The sequence below is a fragment of the Empedobacter sp. UBA6745 genome (genome assembly GCF_002453775.1).
Lineage (GTDB): Bacteria > Bacteroidota > Bacteroidia > Flavobacteriales > Weeksellaceae > Empedobacter > Empedobacter falsenii_C.
In genome coordinates, this window is the sequence record NZ_DKHL01000046.1 from 134,764 (window position 1) to 154,266 (window position 19,503).

At 31.0% G+C, this 19,503-nt stretch carries 19 protein-coding genes; 11 read left to right on the top strand and 8 right to left on the bottom strand.

Annotated elements, in window-relative coordinates:
* The first annotated feature begins 49 nt into the window (after positions 1-49).
* Positions 50-568 carry an ankyrin repeat domain-containing protein gene (locus tag B4H69_RS13250; protein ID WP_280045614.1) on the top strand — a complete coding sequence of 173 codons (519 nt, stop codon included), beginning with the start codon at positions 50-52 and terminating at the stop codon, positions 566-568.
* 6 nt (positions 569-574) lie between these two features.
* Here the strand turns inward: B4H69_RS13250 and B4H69_RS13255 are convergent, their stop codons facing one another.
* A complete protein-coding gene (locus B4H69_RS13255; RefSeq protein WP_180906767.1) occupies positions 575-2,446 on the bottom strand; it encodes an Nramp family divalent metal transporter in 1,872 nt (623 codons plus the stop codon).
* Positions 2,447-2,541: 95 nt separating this feature from the next.
* Positions 2,542-4,449 (bottom strand): AMP-binding protein, encoded by a 1,908-nt coding sequence (locus B4H69_RS13260; protein ID WP_291094413.1) that lies wholly within the window; start codon positions 4,447-4,449, stop codon positions 2,542-2,544.
* A 361-nt stretch (positions 4,450-4,810) separates the two neighbouring features.
* Between B4H69_RS13260 and B4H69_RS13265 the strand changes: the two genes are divergently transcribed.
* The 6 genes from B4H69_RS13265 (at position 4,811) to ctlX (ending at position 10,735) form a co-directional block, all read left to right on the top strand.
* Positions 4,811-7,045 (top strand): RelA/SpoT family protein, encoded by a 2,235-nt coding sequence (locus tag B4H69_RS13265; protein ID WP_291094415.1) that lies wholly within the window; start codon positions 4,811-4,813, stop codon positions 7,043-7,045.
* Positions 7,046-7,088: 43 nt separating this feature from the next.
* Positions 7,089-7,358 (top strand): hypothetical protein, encoded by a 270-nt coding sequence (locus tag B4H69_RS13270; RefSeq protein ID WP_180904363.1) that lies wholly within the window; start codon positions 7,089-7,091, stop codon positions 7,356-7,358.
* A 39-nt stretch (positions 7,359-7,397) separates the two neighbouring features.
* A complete protein-coding gene (locus B4H69_RS13275; RefSeq protein ID WP_180904364.1) occupies positions 7,398-7,697 on the top strand; it encodes a hypothetical protein in 300 nt (99 codons plus the stop codon).
* Positions 7,698-7,824: 127 nt separating this feature from the next.
* The gene (locus tag B4H69_RS13280) at positions 7,825-8,802 is read left to right on the top strand and encodes an amidohydrolase family protein (protein ID WP_125349365.1); all 978 of its coding nucleotides are present in this window, start codon (positions 7,825-7,827) and stop codon (positions 8,800-8,802) included.
* 78 nt (positions 8,803-8,880) lie between these two features.
* On the top strand, positions 8,881-9,795 hold the full coding sequence (locus tag B4H69_RS13285) for a dimethylarginine dimethylaminohydrolase family protein (protein ID WP_180904366.1): 915 nt from the start codon (positions 8,881-8,883) through the stop codon (positions 9,793-9,795).
* 1 nt (position 9,796) lies between these two features.
* Entirely contained in the window at positions 9,797-10,735 is a 939-nt protein-coding gene (gene ctlX / locus B4H69_RS13290; RefSeq protein WP_038335795.1) for a citrulline utilization hydrolase CtlX, read from the top strand.
* Positions 10,736-10,770: 35 nt separating this feature from the next.
* Here ctlX and B4H69_RS13295 read toward each other — a convergent pair whose 3' ends face one another.
* The 4 genes from B4H69_RS13295 to B4H69_RS13310 all read right to left on the bottom strand — a co-directional run bounded on the left by B4H69_RS13295 (position 10,771) and on the right by B4H69_RS13310 (position 14,211).
* A complete protein-coding gene (locus B4H69_RS13295; RefSeq protein WP_180904367.1) occupies positions 10,771-11,532 on the bottom strand; it encodes a TIGR03915 family putative DNA repair protein in 762 nt (253 codons plus the stop codon).
* Positions 11,532-12,797, bottom strand: coding sequence for a putative DNA modification/repair radical SAM protein (locus tag B4H69_RS13300; protein ID WP_180904368.1), 1,266 nt, complete (start codon positions 12,795-12,797; stop codon positions 11,532-11,534). Before B4H69_RS13300 ends, B4H69_RS13295 begins: the two co-directional genes overlap by 1 nt.
* Before the next feature lie 73 nt (positions 12,798-12,870).
* On the bottom strand, positions 12,871-13,299 hold the full coding sequence (locus tag B4H69_RS13305) for a hypothetical protein (protein WP_291094420.1): 429 nt from the start codon (positions 13,297-13,299) through the stop codon (positions 12,871-12,873).
* 96 nt (positions 13,300-13,395) lie between these two features.
* Positions 13,396-14,211 (bottom strand): hypothetical protein, encoded by an 816-nt coding sequence (locus B4H69_RS13310; RefSeq protein ID WP_180904369.1) that lies wholly within the window; start codon positions 14,209-14,211, stop codon positions 13,396-13,398.
* 122 nt (positions 14,212-14,333) lie between these two features.
* Between B4H69_RS13310 and B4H69_RS13315 the strand changes: the two genes are divergently transcribed.
* The 3 genes from B4H69_RS13315 to B4H69_RS13325 all read left to right on the top strand — a co-directional run bounded on the left by B4H69_RS13315 (position 14,334) and on the right by B4H69_RS13325 (position 16,307).
* Positions 14,334-14,747, top strand: a complete 414-nt coding sequence (locus B4H69_RS13315) for a DoxX family protein (protein WP_180904370.1) — start codon at positions 14,334-14,336, stop codon at positions 14,745-14,747.
* Positions 14,744-15,445: a peptide deformylase gene (gene def, locus B4H69_RS13320; protein ID WP_180904371.1), complete on the top strand. Its 702-nt coding sequence runs from the start codon at positions 14,744-14,746 to the stop codon at positions 15,443-15,445. The genes B4H69_RS13315 and def overlap by 4 nt, the downstream gene beginning before the upstream one ends.
* Before the next feature lie 76 nt (positions 15,446-15,521).
* A complete protein-coding gene (locus tag B4H69_RS13325) occupies positions 15,522-16,307 on the top strand; it encodes an alpha/beta fold hydrolase (RefSeq protein ID WP_125349375.1) in 786 nt (261 codons plus the stop codon).
* A gap of 36 nt (positions 16,308-16,343) precedes the next feature.
* Here B4H69_RS13325 and B4H69_RS13330 read toward each other — a convergent pair whose 3' ends face one another.
* Together B4H69_RS13330 and trmD are read right to left on the bottom strand one after the other, a co-directional pair.
* On the bottom strand, positions 16,344-17,453 hold the full coding sequence (locus B4H69_RS13330; protein WP_291094423.1) for a DUF6438 domain-containing protein: 1,110 nt from the start codon (positions 17,451-17,453) through the stop codon (positions 16,344-16,346).
* Between the two features lie 72 nt (positions 17,454-17,525).
* Positions 17,526-18,212 (bottom strand): tRNA (guanosine(37)-N1)-methyltransferase TrmD, encoded by a 687-nt coding sequence (gene trmD / locus B4H69_RS13335; RefSeq protein ID WP_115000229.1) that lies wholly within the window; start codon positions 18,210-18,212, stop codon positions 17,526-17,528.
* Between the two features lie 252 nt (positions 18,213-18,464).
* On the opposite strand from trmD, the gene hemB reads away from it, so the two are divergent.
* Positions 18,465-19,460, top strand: coding sequence for a porphobilinogen synthase (hemB, locus tag B4H69_RS13340; RefSeq protein ID WP_038334133.1), 996 nt, complete (start codon positions 18,465-18,467; stop codon positions 19,458-19,460).
* Positions 19,461-19,503 lie beyond the last annotated feature (43 nt).

A 19,503-nucleotide genomic window follows, 5' to 3' on the forward strand; every position in this document is an offset into this window, starting at 1 on the left:
TGGAGTCGATTGAGTTCGACTCCATGACTTTCATAAAATCAATATTATCATGAAAAAGTATATATTTTTAGCCTTATTTCTATTCAGTTTTTCTTCAATTTATGCACAAGATTTGTTTAGTGCGGCGAGAGAAAATAATGTGAAACAAATAGAAGAATTAATTTCGAATGGAAAGCATGTAGATGAAGCAAATCAACGCGGATTCACACCTTTAATTTTAGCCATTTATAATAATAGTTCAGACGTTGCGAAAGTATTATTATCAAAAGGGGCAAATCCTAATGCGCAAGATTTATCTGGAAATAATGCGTTGATGGGTGCAGCTTTTAGAGGATTTCTTGAAATGGCAAATTTACTAATTGCGAATAAAGCTGATGTCAATCAAGTGAATTTTAATGGAGCTTCTGCTTTGATTTTTGCAGTAACATTTGGTCAAAACGAAATTGCCAAAAAATTAATTGAAGCTGGTGCAGATTTAAACATTAAAGATAATAATGGTAAAACTGCTTTAGATCATGCTATTTTACAAGAAAATAAAGAAATGATCGAGTTATTATCGATCAAATAATTTTTATTATTTCGCAATAAACACCGGAATATTAACGCGATGTCTTAATTTATTAATCGTTTCGCCAAAAATAAAATCCATAAAACCTTGGTGTCCGTGCGAACCAACAATCAACAAATCTGCTTGATTTCGTTTACAAATTTCAGCAATCGAATTGATTCGATTATTGTAACCTAGTTCGATTTTAGTTTCATTAAACAAAGGACGAATGATTTCTGCATATTGTTCCAAACGTTTCAAATCTGATAAAGATTCTTCATCATTCGTACGCTCTCCCGTATATTTTGCAGAAGCACTTTCAACAATATGAACCAAAATAATGGTAGATTCAGTAGTCGCTAATTGCGTCGCATAATTGATAACTTTTCGATCCGTTTTCGAAAAATCTAACGCAACCACAATCTTTTTGAAATGTTGATTTGAGATTTCTTCTAACGTAAACTTCTCAAATGGTTCATGAATTTCTTTTTGATTTTCTTCATTTTTCTTCAACATAATTGGAATAAAAAATGTCAGCAACAATAATACTAAAAGTCCGATTTCTAATGCTACAAGAAAAATGTTTAAAGTATAAGATTCACTATTTGCCATCCATTTATTCACCTCTTCATACACTAATTGCGCATTCAGAAATGAAATAATAAAAGCGATTGTCCATGCAAAAAATTTGGTTGTTGTATTGATTGCAAAATTCCCCATTTTCGCTTTATCACTCACAAAATGAATCAATGGAATTACTGCAAAAGCCAATTGCATACTTAGAATAACTTGACTGAAAATCAATAAAGATCCAACTTCTTTTTCGCCAAAAATAAGAATAACCACAACAGCTGGAACAACGGCTAATAATCGAGTTAAAATTCTTCTCAAAACAGGATTAATACGCAAATGTAAATATCCTTCCATCACAATTTGTCCTGCTAAAGTTCCTGTAACTGTTGAACTTTGTCCAGCTAAAATTAGAGCAACTGCAAATAATTTTGGAGCCAAATCTGTTCCTAAAGTTGTACCTAATAATCTATAAGCATCGCTAAGTTCAGCAACATCGTGATAGCCGTTTTTATGGAATACGGATGAAGCTAAAATTAAGATTGCAGCATTGACAAAAAAAGCTAAATTTAGAGCAATTGCACTATCCCAAAAGTTATATTTGAGTGCTTTTTTGATTGAAAAATCATCGCGTTTTATTTGCCGCGTTTGGACGAGTGCAGAATGTAAATAAAGATTATGTGGCATTACAGTTGCTCCAATAATCCCAATACTGATGTACAATGCAGCGCTATTTGGAATAGATGGAATAAATCCTTTTGCAACTTCTCCAAAATCTGGTTTTGCTAAAAACATTTCCGTCAAAAAACATAAACCAATCATCGTGATTAAACCAACAATGAAAAGTTCCATTTTGCGCATACCTAATTTTTGAAGATAAAGTAGAAGGAAAGTGTCTAAGAAACTGATTAAAACACCATAAATTAAATCAATTCCAAAAAGTAAATTTAGACCAATTGCCATACCTAAAATCTCTGCTAGATCACAGGCTGCAATGGCTATTTCGGCTAAAATATACAGAACAAGATTCATTCCTTTCGGATAGGTTTCTCGGTTACATTGCGCCAAATCTTTTCGTCGAACAATTCCCAAACGTGTACACAAACTTTGTAATAACAAAGCCATTATGTTACTCATCAACAAAACCCAAATCAAAGTATAACCAAATTGACTACCGCCCGCTAAATCGGTTGCCCAGTTCCCCGGATCCATATAACCAACGCTTATTAAGTAGGCTGGTCCAAAAAAACTTAGGATTTTTCTAAACTTTCCTTTTTTGATTTGAACACTTTCGTGCACATCTTCTAATGATTTTGATTGATTTGGCATTGAATGATATTTCTAATTCAAATTTATGTAAAAATGAACAAAAAAAGCAGTAATCCTAAGAATACTGCTTTAGAAATAGTGAATGAATAAATGGATTATATTGACGAAGTTGTAAAAGCTACGCCAACATTTCTTCTTGAAAATTCGTGAATTAATTCATCTAAAACTGTAGGATCATCAATTGTAGAAGGAATTGTGAATGGTGTTCCGTCTGCAATTTGAGATAAAGTTTTGCGTAATATTTTTCCGCTTCGCGTTTTTGGTAATCGGCTAACTATTATAGATGTTTTGAAACAAGCAATTCCGCCAATTTCTTTGCGTAATAAAGCAATCAAATCTTTTTCGATTTCTTCTTCCGATTTCGATGCATTTTCTTTTGTAACAATCAACCCTATTGGAATTTGGCCTTTCAATTCATCTTTAATTCCCACAACCGCACATTCAGTAATATCAGGATGAGAAGAAACTAATTCTTCCATTGTTGCAGTACTTAATCGATGACAAGCAACATTAATAATATCATCCGTTCGACCTGTAATAAATACAAAACCATTTTCGTCTTTAAAACCTCCATCACCAGTCAAATAATGATTTGGAAATTGTTGAAAATAACCTTTTATAAATCGGTGTTCATTTCGCCATAAACTTGTCATACAACCTGGAGGAAGTGGAAGTTGAATAACAATAGAACCTTCTTCTCGCCTATCATTTTCTTGACCTTCGTCGTCAACAATTTTAATATTATAGCCAAAAACAGGCAATCCAGCTGCACCAGGTTCAGGCATTATATTTTCGACTCCAGCACAAATTCCTAACATTGGCCAACCGCTTTCTGTTTGCCACCAATGATCGATAACTGGTAATTTTGAAATTTCTTTTAACCAATAATAAGTAGATGTATCACAACGTTCTCCTGCTAAGAATAAACGTTTCAGACTTGATGTATCATATTTTTGGAATAATTTTCCTTCTGGATCTTCTTTTCGAATTGCTCTAATTGCTGTTGGAGCTGTAAAAATATTTTTGATTTTATGTTCTTCAACCATTCTCCAAAAAGCACCTGCATCAGGAGTTTTGATCGGTTTTCCTTCATAAATAACCGTTGTAATACCATAAATTAACGGCGCATAAACGATATAAGAATGCCCAACAACCCAACCAATATCGCTTGCAGTAAGAATTGTATCACCTGGTTCTAAATCGTAAAAATATTTCATTGTCGAATTCAGAGCAGTTGCATAACCTCCAGTATCGCGTACAACGCCTTTAGGCGTAGAAGTTGTTCCGGAAGTATATAAAATATATAATGGATGCGTACTCGGAACTTCGATAGGTTCTACAGGTTGATGTTGATACATTTCACCATAGGTATGAACGTTATCTGCTGATAAATCATCGGTGTGATTTGGTCGCTCAAAAATGATAATGTTTTTTGGCTTGTAAAGTGTTAATTCAATCGCTTCATCAATCAATGGTTTATAGTTAATTTGACGATTAATTTCTACTCCATAAGATGCAGAAATAATTACATCAGGTTGAGCATCATCAATACGAATAGCTAATTCTGGAGCAGCAAAACCTCCAAAAACAACAGAATGTATTACACCAATTCTCGCACAAGCAAGCATCGCAACAATTGCTTCTGGAATCATTGGCATATAAATAATTGCTGTATCAACTTTTGATAATCCTAACGATATAAGACCTCCAGCAAAACGACTCACTTTTTCTAAAAGCTGATTGTATGTAATTTTTTGAACAACTTCTGTAACAGGAGAATCGTAAATTAAAGCAAATTGTTCTCCACGTCCAGCTTTTATATTTTCCTCCAAAGCCAAACGGCTCATGTTTATTTTTCCGTCAATAAACCACGAATAATATCCGTTTTCATTTTGTTTCAAGATTTGTTCAGGGTAAGTTGACCATGCTAATTTCTGCGCTTCTTCTTTCCAAAAAAGTTCAGGTTCTTCAATACTTTTTGAGTATAAAGTTTTGTAATCCATTTATGTGTGTGTTGTGTTTTATTTGTTTTGTTAAGTTAGAAAAATGTTTAGAATTAATAATAAAGTTTAAAATGTTTGTTTTAGGACAGTTAATTATTTATCAACTATACAATAAAAAGCAGTATTTAATTGTAAATTGATAAAATCAGATTGTATTAATCAACTTTTATTGTTAAATTAATAGTGTAAAAAGTACGTTACAAATTAGATTGATTAAAAATAAAGACTTAAAATACACGATAAAATCAGTTGAATATTATAGTCTATAAAAAATAAAATATTGTATATTTAATCCTTCGAAGAAAGCAGTTAAATAAAGGGAATTAAAGCTTTTTTCTAAATCAACAAAAACATAAGAAAGATGGATACGCCTCATGTTATTACAGACGAACAATTAGAGAGAGAGAACATTGAGATAACGAGACGTTATAAAGAGATGCTTCAAAATACATATGTCACTTTATCAGATGAAGATAAAAAGCTGATTCGTAAAGCTTTTGATTTGGCTGTTGATGCGCACAAAGATCAGCGCAGAAAAACAGGCGAACCATATATTTATCATCCGATTGCTGTTGCCAAAATTGTTGCTGACGAAATTGGGCTTGGCGCTACATCAATTTCTGCGGCTTTAATGCATGATGTAGTAGAAGATACAGAATATACGTTAGAAGATATTGAGAAACTTTTTGGAAAAAAGATTGCAAAAATTATAGATGGATTAACAAAAATTGCTGTCTTAAATAAACAAGATGTTTCGATACAATCAGAAAATTATAAAAAATTATTACTGACTTTATCTGAAGATGTTCGTGTGATTTTGATCAAAATTGCAGATCGTTTACACAATATGCGTACGTTAGAAAGTATGCGCGAGGATAAACAGTTAAAAATAGCATCCGAAACCATTTTTATATATGCGCCTTTGGCTCACAGAATGGGATTGTATAACATCAAATCAGAATTGGAAGATTTGAGTTTGAAATACACTAAACCGGATGCGTATTTTAATATTGAACATAAATTAACAGAAACAGAAGCCGAAAGAAAAAAATACATTGATGATTTCTGTAAGACTATTTCAGAAAAACTTGAAGCCGAAGGTTTAGAATTTGAGATAAAAGGTCGTTCAAAATCAATCAATTCAATTTATCGGAAAACAGTTAATCAAGGAATTCCTTTCGAGGAAGTTTTTGATTTGTTTGCGATTCGTGTAATTTATCGTTCGGACAAAAAGAATGAAAAATTTTTAGCTTGGAAAATTTATTCGTTGGTAACGGATTTATTTATTCCAAATCCAAAACGTATGCGCGACTGGATTTCTCAACCCAAAACAACGGGTTATGAATCGCTTCACGCAACGGTTATGGGACCACAAGCACGTTGGGTAGAAGTACAAATTCGTTCCGAAAGAATGGACGAAGTTGCCGAAATGGGTATTGCAGCACACTATAAATACAAAGAAAATGTATCGGACGACGAAACGAAAGTTGATGAGTGGATTCATCAAGTTCGTGAAATGTTGGAGCAAGAAGATACCAAGGATGCGATTGAATTTATGGATAATTTCAAATTCAATTTGTACTCCAAAGAGATTTATGTTTTTACACCAAAAGGAGATTTACATTCGTTACCAAAAGGAGCGAGTTCGTTGGATTTTGCTTACTCTATTCACACCAATGTTGGTGACCATTGTTTGGGTGCAAAAGTGAACGGTAAATTGTATCCCTTGTCGCATCAATTGCAAAGTGGAGATCAAGTAGAAATTATTACTTCAACGCAACAAAAACCAAAATTAGAGTGGTTAGAATATGTTGTAACGAGTAAAGCTAGAAGTAAAATTAAAGCTTCTTTAAACTCGGATAAACGTAAAGTTGCAGAAGATGGAAAAGAAATTATTCAACGAAAATTAAGACACTTAAAGGTTGATTTTAATGATAATACAACTAATCAGTTACAGCAATACTTTAAGTTAAGTTCGAGTCAAGATGTATTCTATAATGTTGCAATGGGAATTATTGACAACAATGATTTACGCAAATTTGCAGAACGAAATACTGGCTTCACAGGGTTGATTAACCGTTTCAGAAAATCAACATTCAATACAACTAAAAAAGATGATATTCCTGTCGACAAAACGAAATTAGATAGTCTTGTATTTGGGAATGATGAAGAACGTTTAGATTACGAATTAGCGAGTTGTTGTAATCCAATTCCGGGTGACAAAGTATATGGTTTTATCACAGTTTCAAAAGGAATAAAAGTACATAAAGTAGATTGTCCAAATTCAGTTTCTTTGCAAGCAAATTATGCGTACAGAATTATAAAAGCAAAATGGATTGATTCTTCTCAACAAGAGTTCAAAGCGTTGATTGAGCTACAAGGATTGGATCGAGCTGGAATGGTGAGTGATATTACGTTAGTTATTTCAAAAAATAACTCGTTGAACATGCATAGTATTAATTTATCTGAGGATGCAGGTATTTTTGATGGAAAGATTACAGTTTCTGTTAAAAATAAAGCCGAATTAGAAAAAATCATGATGGAATTGAAGAATATTGAAGGAATTCAATCTGTAAAACGAACATATAAAAATTAGTTTATATAAAATATTTGTTTAACTTTATATAAATTAACTATTTATGAAAAAACTATTATTAGCTTTTGTATTTCTTCCAATGTTGAGTTTTGCACAAGATGTAAATGAATCTCCACGTAAAGGAATTTTTGATAGTTCGGTTATTAAAGAATCAAATGATCCCGCAGTTTTTCTAGATGGAGAAAGAGTAGATAAAAGTATTTTTACTAAAATGAATTCAGATGATATTAAATATATTACTGTTATCAAAACAGACAAAAAATATCCAAACGGGAAAATTGATATTGTTTCCAAAAAAGAGAAAGAATCATAACATAAAAGTTTGAGAAATCATGGAACAAATATTAATGATATGAAAAAACTATTATTAGCTTTTGTATTTCTCCCAATGTTGAGTTTTGCACAATCTAAAACTTTGAATGACACAATTCCTGGAATTAAAAATTCTAAATTAATCATTTGTAAACCAAAAAAAGATTTAAAAATAGGTTATTCAATTGACGGAAAAGATGTTGATTATGCAAGTTTTATTGCAATAAATATGGATTTAGTAGATCATGTAAAGTTTACAAAGCCTAATTCAAAATATCCAGATGGTAAAATAGAACTTTTTCTTAAAAAAAATAAACAAACAAAAAAGTCCAACATTTAGTTGGACTTTTTTATTCGCTGATGTTACTAACAAAGGCACAAAGTTACAGAAATCTTTTTGATAATATCGCTTCATTTCTATTGAATAATCTTGTTAATTTTACATCCCGAAAACAAACAAACTCACGATGAACAAACAAAACTATAATCCAATTGAAGAAGTACTTGAAAAAATCAACGAAAAAGGAGGTTGGGTTAATACGCATTCACACTTAGACAGAGCTTATTCATTGACTTCGGACACTTTCGCATTATCTAATTCTTACCTAAAAGAAAAATGGCATTTAGTTGATGACATGAAACGCAATTCATCTGTTGATGATATTTATTTCCGTATGGAAAAAGCGATTAATTTCATGTTAGAGCAAGGTTGTCAAGCAATTGGTTCTTTTATTGATGCGGATGAAGTGATCGAAGATCGTAGTATTCAAGCGGCTCAACGCTTAAAAGATAATTACGGAAAAGACATCGAAATGCGTTTTGCAAACCAAGTGTTGAAAGGAGTTATTGATCCTAAAGCGCGCGAATGGTTTGATATGTCTTCTGATTTTGTGGATATTATCGGAGGTTTACCTGCAAAAGATTTCGGTAGAGAAGATGAGCATTTAGATATTTTATTATCAACTGCAAAAGCAAAAAATAAATTGGTTCACGTTCATGTTGATCAATTCAATACAGACGAAGAAAAAGAAACGGAGCAATTAGCATTGAAAACGATTGAACATGGAATGCAAGGAAAAGTTTCTGCGGTTCACTCAATTTCTGTAGCGGCTCATCCAAGAAAATATCGTTACGAATTATATGATTTAATCAAAAAAGCAGATATGCACATCGTTTCTTGTCCAACTGCTTGGATTGATCATAATCGTACAGAGCGTTTGGCGCCTTCGCACAATTCGGTAACGCCAGTTGATGAAATGATTCCAAGAGGAATTAATGTTGCCTTCGGAACAGATAATATTAATGATATTTACAAACCTTTTTCTGATGGTCATTTGTTAACAGAACTGCGTGTAATGCTGGAGTCTTGCCACTTTTATGATGTGGAACAACTTTCGAATATTGCAACAGTAAATGGCTTGAAAGCTTTAGGAATTCAAAAATAAAATGTATATTTATACAAAATTAAATCTCGCAATTGCGGGATTTTTTTTGGAACACAAAATTAAAAACCACAATAAATTATGCGATTAAATGTACAGAATGAAACGGCTCAACTGCAAACTGTAGTCTTGGGTCGAGCAGAATCTAACGGAGCTAATCCTACACTTGATCAGACGTTCGATGCCAAATCTTATGAAACCGTAAAGAATAACGATTATCCAAAAGAAGAAGATTTGATTGCGGAAATGTCAGAATTTGAACAAGTTTTGAAGAAATATAATGTTGAAGTTTTACGTCCAACATTGATCGAAGATTGTAATCAAGTTTTTTCTCGTGATGTCGGTTTTGTAATTGATGATGAATTCTTTATCTCTAATATTATTCCAGATCGTTTAGAAGAATTACAAGCCTATCGCGAAATAAAACGTCAATTCAAAGGAAATAAAATCAATGCTTTACCAGAAGAAGTTTATGTAGAAGGTGGTGATGTGATTTTGTATAACGATTATATTTTTGTTGGAACGTACAAACAAGCTGATTTCAAAAATTATAAAACAGGACGTACAAATGTTGAATTTGTAGAGTATATCAAAGCCAAATTTCCCAATAAAAAAGTCTTGGATTTTGAATTAAAAAAGAATGATGAAAATCCATATGAAGGAATTTTACATTTAGATTGTACATTCAATCCTGTTGGGAAAGACAAAGCAATTATTTATAAAGACGGCTTTTTATTTGGGAATGAATATCAGCAAATTGTCGATATTTTTGGGAAAGAAAATTTATTCGAAGTGACAAAAGAAGAAATGTATTGGATGAATCCTAATGTGTTTTCAATTTCTCCTGAAGTTGTTGTTTCTGAGAAAAATTTTACGCGTTTAAATGATCATTTAGAAAATGTATGGAACATAAAAGTGGAACGAATTAATTATCGCGAAGTCTCTAAAATGGGAGGTTTATTAAGATGTTCTACAATGCCATTAATTAGAAAATAACATGAAACAAAAACAATATACTTCAACTATTTTAATGGTTGAGCCAACAGCTTTTTATTACAATCCAGAAACGGCTGTTAACAATTATTTCCAAACGGAAACAACAGACTCTCAAGAAGATATTCAGAAAGAAGCATTAGAAGAATTTCAAGGAATGGTTTCTGCTTTGCGTTCAAAAGGTGTAAATGTTATCACGATCAAAGATACTGCTTCGCCACATACGCCAGATTCAATCTTCCCAAACAATTGGATTTCTTTTCACGATAACGGAAATGTTGTGTTATATCCTATGTTTGCAAAAAATAGAAGAGAAGAGCGTCGTGAGGAAGATGTGTTGAGTTTGTTGGAAGAAAAAGGTTTTCATATAGATGATGTGATTGATTTTACATCGGCAGAAGAAGACGAAATTTTCTTGGAAGGAACAGGAAGTATTATTCTTGATCGTGAACATGAATTGGCTTATGCATGTATTTCTCAACGAACTGACGAAGATTTATTGATTGAATTTTGTGAGGAATTAGAATATACACCAGTTATTTTTCATGCGAATCAAACTGTAAATGGAGAACGCAAACCTATTTATCATACCAATGTAATGATGTGTATTGCAGATAAATATGCGATTATTTGTTTGGATTCTATAGATGATAAAAAAGAAAAGAAAGCGGTTTGTGAGTATTTGTTAGAAGCTGGAAAAGAAATAATTGCAATTACAGAAGCACAAATGCATCAATTTGCTGGGAATATGTTGCAAGTTGGCGGTTTAGGACAATCATATTTGGTAATGTCGCAAACGGCTTATAATTCACTTAATCAAGAACAAATTTCTAAAATTGAGGCTTATAATCCAATCTTACCTGTTAAGATAGATTTGATTGAAAAATTAGGAGGAGGAAGTGCTCGTTGTATGATGGCGGAAGTTTTCTTACCAAAAAAGTAATAATATGCAAAAGGTTACGAATTTCGTAGCCTTTTTTAGTTATATTCTGTTAAGTGTTTCCAAAAACGTTTAGGCATCATTTGGATTTGTAACTTCGAATTTTTTCTTGCTTCGATTGTTGTCGAATTAAAATAAGATTTCCATAATTCTTGGTACAAATTCTCATTTACATCAATGTATTCAGTTGGAGTAGTTGAAGATTTTGGTGTAAAATTTAATTGTATTTGTTGAATATTTCCAAAAGATTTTTCATAATAAATTCCATATTTTCGAATCGTATCGTAAATAATCCAATTCTGGTCAGCATATCTTTTTCTGAAATGATTAATAATTAAAGGTAAAACATTATATTTTGGATCAGTTTTCGCAAAAAATAAATCTTGATTAATCTTTTCAAAACGGATAAATGCTTCATGATGATGCTTTTCTCTATGAACTGATCGATACATTTTCATGACATAAAAAACATAATCATTTCCATAATTTAATTGAACTGCAGCTGTTTCATTTATAATTAAACAACAATAATAAAACAGCTTTTCATAAGCTTTAGGTTCTTCTGACAAGAAAACAGCTTGTACAGCTTTGTAACTGGTTTTATTTAGTTTGTCTTTTAGTTTTTTATGTACTCTTTTTGCTTTTGCTTCATCTGTAATCACAGTATAAACTTCATCAAACATCGACGGTAAAAAATCTCTTTCAGAAACTACTTTTATTTGCTTCGGTTTTCTAACATAATAATCAAAAATCAGCGTTAAAAAACCTTCAAAACTATTATCAAAAACATAAATTTCCACTAGTCAAAAAGATTTAATTGATTTGGCTGATTTTTAAGATATTTACTTTTACTAAAACTCAAAATTCTATTTTTAATTTGCGAACCAAGCAAATCTTTTTGTTGAAATTGATCATCTGCACACGTCATGAAAAATTTTGCTCTATTGTAAGCAATTCCAAGATGTTTTAATTGATAAGAATAGATTTTTCCAAATTTTCGAGCTGTAACAATTTTCTTCGCAGATTGAACACCAATTCCCGGAATTCGTAGAATTAAATGATAATCGGCTGTATTAATATCAATCGGATAAAGATGTAAATTTCGTAAAGCATAGCTCAATTTTGGATCGATATCAGTATCCAAATGAGGATTTTGTTGATTAAGAATCTCCGTAACATCAAATTGATAAAAACGCATTAACCAATCTGTTTGATACAGTCTATTCTCTCGTAACAAAGGTGGTTGAGTTCCGATAGACGGAAACATATTATCATTGTGATTGATTGGAATAAAACCTGAATAATATACACGTTTCAACTGGAAATCATTGTAATATTGATTTGCTGTATACATAATTTGCATATCATTTTCGGGCGTTGCACCAATTACCATTTGTGTAGATTGCCCAGCAGGAACAAAGGTTGGAGTAGATTTGATTAATTTTCGTTCAGCATTAAACTCAACTCGTTGTTGATGAATAAATCCTAAAGGTTTTTTTACATCTTCGTGTGATTTTTCTGGTGCAACTAATTTAAGTCCTTCTTCTGTTGGCATTTCGAGATTTATGGACATTCGATCAGCATATAAACCAGCTTCTTTCAATAATTCATCACTCGCTCCAGGAATCGTTTTGAGATGAATATATCCATTAAAATTCTCTTCAAGACGTAACTTTTTCGCAATCAAAAGCAAGCGTTCCATCGTGAAATCAGTATTTTTGAAAATTCCAGAACTTAAGAATAAACCTTCAATATAATTTCGACGATAAAAATTAATCGTTAAATCAACCACTTCTTGCACTGTAAAAGCAGCACGTTTTACATCATTACTTTTTCGAGAAACGCAAAAAGCACAATCATAAATACAATGATTCGTTAATAGAATTTTGAGTAAAGAAACGCATCGACCATCTTCTGTAAACGAATGGCAAATCCCCGACATAGATGCATTTCCTAAGCCTTTGTTTTGGTTTTGTCTTTTACTTCCGCTCGATGAACACGAAACATCATACTTCGCTGCATCTGCTAAGATGCTCAACTTTTCATTAATTCGATCAAAATTCATTTTACTTTGCTTTATGCAAAAAGAATTCTTTTAAAAGTCAAACAATGTCGCTGAAAAAAGTTTAACAAAAAAATTAATCATATTCTAAATTGATTAAAAGTTCAGTCTTTAATCGGCTGATAAAACTACAATCTAATTCAGCAAGAAGAATATCAATTAATTGAGACAAAAAATCGCGGTGAATATAGTTAAATAAAAAGGTTTTTTCATTGGTCATAAAATAGAAATCAAAATGACTAAAATAACCTGAAATTGATTTAATCTCTAATGTTGGAAGTTCTTCGGGTTGAAAAAAATCACTTAATTTTGCACGATAATCATGTATTTTTTTGATAGAATTTGAATTAATATCAACATATTCCAAATTTAAATCTTCAATTTCATCTGAATAAAATTGAATCAAAAATTCATTTTTAGGATAATCATTTATGTACAAATTGAAACGATTATCTTTTTGATATAACTGAAAAAGTCGATTAAATTCTTGCACATTATTGATCATAATAGATGAAGTTAAATAATTGATTTGAATAAATTTAAAAACATTTAGTTAAATAATCAAATAAATTAGAGCCAAATTAACTTGGCTCTTGTATTTCTAATAACGTATTGTTCTTGTTGTATTTGAAATTGGTTGATCAATATCTTTGACGAATTGTGTTCGTTTGATCCAATTTTTGTGATTATCGTATTGATATTTAATCGTGGAAATATTCTTTACTTTTCCTGTTTCATCAAGCACTGTTTCTTCGATAATATTATTGTTTTCATCAAATTTTCGAACATATTTATTGACTTGTTTATTGTCTTTGTCTACATAAGTTTCCTCTATTGGATTGCCTTTTGCGTCATTTTTATAATTCAACGTATAAGTTCCTTGATTATATTTCACCAATGTTTTGACTAAAAATCCATTTTGATATTGAAACGTTTTCTCTATAAAAACATCCGAATCTTCCAATAAATTAGTTTCTCTTTCGTAAGTTACATTCTGATTTTGATCTAATTTATATTCCGTTTTAGAAACATTGACATCATTTTCGCTTTTCGTCACGATATAACCATCTGTTGTATATTCGTAATCAAAATTGAAAACTAAACTTTCGTCATTGTTTTTCATTTCTCTCGAAATCAATTTATTTGATTCATTGTAATTAAATGTTTCAGCAAAAGTTTTATTTCCAGCTTCATCAAAATAATCACGTTTTGTTGGATTTCCATCTTTATTATACGTTGATTTTGTGTAATATTCGGTTTCATAACCTTCGATAAACTTCATGCGAATACGTGCTTTTTGCATCGATTCTTCGATAAAAGTTGGATTTCCTAAAACATCATTTTGTTGTAATTCAGATTTTTGAGCAAATGCAAAACCTGAAAATAATATGGTAATTAAGGCAATGTTTTTTAACATATGTTGTATTTTTTATTCTTGAATAGAAAGATTAACCAAAATTAATCCAAAAATGTAAATTTCTTGATCTATTTAAAGGTGAACGTAAAAACTAGAACTTATATTTGAAAAAAAATAAAAAAATGAGCACAAAATTTAAACTTTTAGGTAATCAACCTGCATTTATCGATTTGTCATTGTTATTAGTACGTTTAGCTGCTGGTGGATTTATGTTTACACATGGATTCGGAAAATTGCAAAAATTAATCAATGGTAATTTTGAATTTGGTGATCCAATTGGACTTGGACCAGAAATATCTTTGGGTTTAACGGTTTTTGCAGAAATTCTTTGTGCTTTTTTAGTTTTGGTCGGATTATTTACTCGTTTAGCCGTTATTCCACTTATCATTACGATGTTAGTTGCTGTATTTATCGTGCATGCAGATCATGATTTTGGTAAAAAAGAATTGGGATTATTCTATTTAATCAATTATTTAGTTATATTTTTATCAGGCGCAGGAAAATATTCTTTAGACAAATTGATCCTTAAAAAATGATAAAAACATTAACCTATAGCTTATTGATTTGTTCTTCTGCATTATTTGCTCAATCAAAAAATATGAAAAACATTGTTTATACGCCATTAACAAAGACAGAAACGACATTAATAAAAGAAAAGAATTCCTATGATCCTTTTCGTGTTTTATTAACGACTTCGGATGCAGATACAAAAATCTTAAAATCAACTTCTATTGATATTGATCCAAAAGATCCGTTAATCAAATTATTGGCCGATCGTATGTATGCGACTGTACAAGACGAAGCAAGTAAAGGTGTTGGAATTGCAGCTCCACAAATTGGGATTAATCGCAACGCGGTTTGGGTACAACGTTTTGATAAAGAAGGTGAACCTTTTGAGTTTATTATCAATCCAAAAATTACTTGGTATTCGGACATTGTTCGTCACGGTCGCGAAGGTTGTTTGTCGATTCCTGATATTTTCGGAAAAGTGTTTAGAAGCTTGGTTCTTCGATTGGAGTATTATGATTTGGATGGAAATTTTCATGATGAAACGGTAGAAGGTTTTACAGCGGTTATTTTTCAGCACGAATACGATCATTTAACAGGAACGTTATTTACGGATCGAATGAAAGAGCAAGAAGAGCTAAATTATGTGAAAGCAGAAGTAATGAACGATGTTTTTTACTTGAAAAAGACTGGTTCTTTTATAGATGACGACGATGATGAAGATTAAAAATTTCTTAAAACCTAGTAATTATTATGTTTGGCATAGTTTTTAGTTTAATTTTGCGAAAAACTTATTTAGAAAATTGTTAGCATACACTACATATAATCATCCAACGAGTACAGAATGGGTTACTTTTGTTCATGGAGCAGGAGGAAGTTCTACGATTTGGTTCAAACAATTGCGTGAATTTCGCAAACATTTTAATGTTTTGTTAATGGATTTGAGAGGACACGGACGTTCTAAGAAAAACTTGAAAGCGCTTTTCGAAAAACGTTATACTTTCAAATCGGTTTCAAAAGATGTCATTGATGTTTTAGATCATTTAAATATTGATAAAACGCATTTTGTTGGGATGTCTTTGGGAACGATTGTAATTCGACAATTGGCAGAAGATTATTCGGAGCGATTCAAATCAATGGTGATGGGAGGTGCAATTATGAAAATTAATTTTCAATGTCAATTTTTGATTAATGTTGGAAATACTTTCAAACATATGTTGCCTTATTTGATCTTGTATCGAATTTTTGCTTTCGCTATAATGCCAAAAAATACGCACAAGGAATCAAGGTTATTATTTATCAATGAAGCGAAAAAATTGTATCAAAAAGAATTTTTGAAATGGTTTAAACTTACTGCGGATGTAAATCCATTGCTAAAATGGTTTCGAAAAGTTGAATTGAATATTCCGACTTTATATGTGATGGGAGCAGAAGATCATATGTTTTTGCCTTCGATTCAGGAATTAACAAAAGCACATACTAAACATTCAGAATTGATTGTTATCGAAGATTGTGGACATGTCGTGAATGTCGATCAACCACAAATTTTTAACGATAAAGTAATTGAATATATTCATCGAATTAAATAAAAAATATTAAAAAAGCTTCCAATTAGGAAGCTTTTTTTAGTCTATATATCGTTGTATAAAATTATATCCTAAATCGTAATAATGTTTTTGATTATTTTCAAAAGTTAATTCAAATTGTTGACCATTTCCTTTTATAGTAAGTAATTTACAAGGATTAATTTCTCCTAATTCTTCACCAAAATAATAGTAATAAAATTCTGTTTTATAAGTTTGTTGATTTTTTATTGATAGTTTATTTGAAGGATGCTTCATTAATTCTGTCCAAAATAAGAAAGTTTGTGCTTTGCTTAATTGTTTTCCATTAATATTGATTAAACTGAGTAGTGGGAAGTATTCAGATTCATGGTATTTCTTTTGATCATTCATTATAGAACCTGAATAAATAAGAGCTAATTCCAAACTCGAATAAGAAGAATTTATAGGATAAGCATAAACACGTATCGATTTTATAATTTTATCCTTCTTTATGACAAGTAACAAATCTTCTGATTGATCTGTAATTTGTTCTTCATAATTATCTTTTAATGAAAGTAATTCTGCGTCATTAATTTTCTGCTCTAAAAATTGATGAAATTTTTTATCTAATTTACCTTCAAAAACGCCCTTTTTTCCATTAAAAGCTTCATTAGCACTAATAATAGTTCCATTTTTTTGAATAGCGATATTTATTATACTACAACTTCCATAACAACCACTTGTCGTATAGATAATTTGATCATAATCTAATGGAGTTTTGGTATTATTATCTCTTCTTCCAAGTGTATCAAGACTAGAATCATTATTATATTTGATAACCATTTCTTCTTTATTTATTGATAAAATTTTAAAAAATGGTTTTGGTCTATTGATAGAATCAAAATAATGAACTGTTGAATCTCTTACATAGAATTTGATTGAATTACCTAAAAATTTAGTAGGTATAAATTTTTTATGCTCTCGAATTCCATAAGTTTCATAGATACCATCATAATATCCTTTATTATTATATATTGAATCCTGATCGAATTTATAAATAACTGGATCTAAAACTACCATTTTAGTTGACCAGACACCTTGTATTTGTTCTAATAATTTATTGTCAGCTTCGGAATTATTTTTACAAGAATTAAAAGATAATATAAGTATAAAAAAATAGATGTATTTCATAAATAATATATTGAATTAAGATACAATAAATTATTTATGAAAAAAAGCTTCCTAATTAGAAGCTTTTTTAGTTTATTTTGATCTTTTTTCCAACAAATCTGGGCGACGCTCTTTTGTACGTTCAATTGCTTGTTCATGTAGCCATTCCTCTATTTTAGGAAAGTTACCAGAAAGTAAAACATCAGGAACTTTAAGACCTTTATATTCGGCTGGACGTGTGTAAATTGGTGGCGCCAACAAATCATCTTGAAACGAATCTGAAAGGGCAGAAGTCTCATCACCAATTACTCCAGGTAACAATCGAATAATAGAATCAGCCAAAATAATTGCACCAAATTCACCACCCGAAAGTACATAATCACCAATCGAAATTTCTCTTGTAACATACATATCTCGAATACGTTGATCGATACCTTTGTAATGTCCACAAATCATCATAAGATTTCCTTTCAACGATAAATCATTCGCAATTGTTTGATTCAACGTTTCACCATCTGGCGTCAAATAAATAATTTCATCATACGTACGTTCATCTTTCAATTTCGAAATCATTTTGTCCAAAGGCTCGCACATAATCACCATTCCAGAAGTTCCTCCGTACGGATAATCATCTACATGACGATAACGTCCTTTTCCAAAATCTCTCAAATCGTGAACATGAATTTCAGCTAAACCTTTGTCTTGCGCACGTTTCATAATCGAGGCAGAAAATGGACTAACTAATAATTCGGGTAAAACAGTGATAATATCTATTCGCATGCTACAAAGATATTTGTTTAGCTACGTTTGCGCAAGTTTAAATCTATTTTTTGAATTTGATTGTTTTAACAGAATTAATAAATTCTTCTTGTGATTTTGCAAGAAATTAATCCAAATAATATAATGAATGATAAATATTTTAACTGATTATTCAAATGATTGATTTTCTTTTAAAATTAATAAATATAATTGATATTATTCATTAGCCTTATTCAAATGAAATCGAGTAAATTTGTCTAAAATTTTAATCAAATGTTTTTATATAACAGACATAGACGACTACGCAAAAATGAATCAATTCGTAGTATGATTCGCGAAAATCATTTGTCACCAAACGATTTTATTTTACCAATTTTTATGGCTGAAGGAGAAGGTGTGAAAGAAGAAATTGCTGCAATGCCAGGTATTTACCGCCAATCTCTTGACAATACTGTAAAAGAAGTAAAAGAAATTTGGGATTTAGGTATAAAATCAGTTAACATATATTGTAAAGTTAGTGATAACTTAAAAGATAATACAGGTAAAGAGGCTTGGAATCCAAACGGATTGATGCAAAATACAATCAAAGCAATTAAAGATGCAGTTCCAGAAATGATTGTAATGCCTGATGTTGCCTTAGATCCATATTCAATTTATGGTCACGACGGAATCATCAAAAATGGAGAAGTTATTAATGATGAAACTGTTGACGCTTTGGTAAAAATGACGTTGTCTCATGCAGAAGCTGGTGCAGATTTTGTTGCGCCTTCTGATATGATGGATGGTCGAATAGGAGCGATGCGTGCTGCGTTGGAGGAAAACGGTTTTCATAATGTAGGAATTATGACGTATGCTGCGAAATATGCATCGTCTTTTTATGGACCTTTCCGTACTGCTTTAGATTCTGCACCAGTTGATTCTCAAGAAATTCCGAAAGATAAAAAAACCTATCAAATGGATTACCATAATTCACAAGAAGCGTTGCGCGAAGCAATTGCAGATGTAGAAGAAGGTGCAGATATTTTGATGGTAAAACCAGGAATGGCTTATTTAGATATTGTGAAACTAGTGAAAGATAATTTACAAGTTCCAGTTTCTGTTTATCAGGTTTCAGGTGAATATGCGATGATAAAAGCTGCTGTAGAAAAAGGTTGGTTAGATAATGATAAAGTTATTTTAGAGTCTTTAACTTGTTTCAAAAGAGCTGGAGCAGACCTGATTTCAACTTACTTTGCAAAAGAAGCTGCAAGATTATTGAATGATCAATAAATTAGTTCAAAAAAGAAATAAAAAACCACTTCATTTGAAGTGG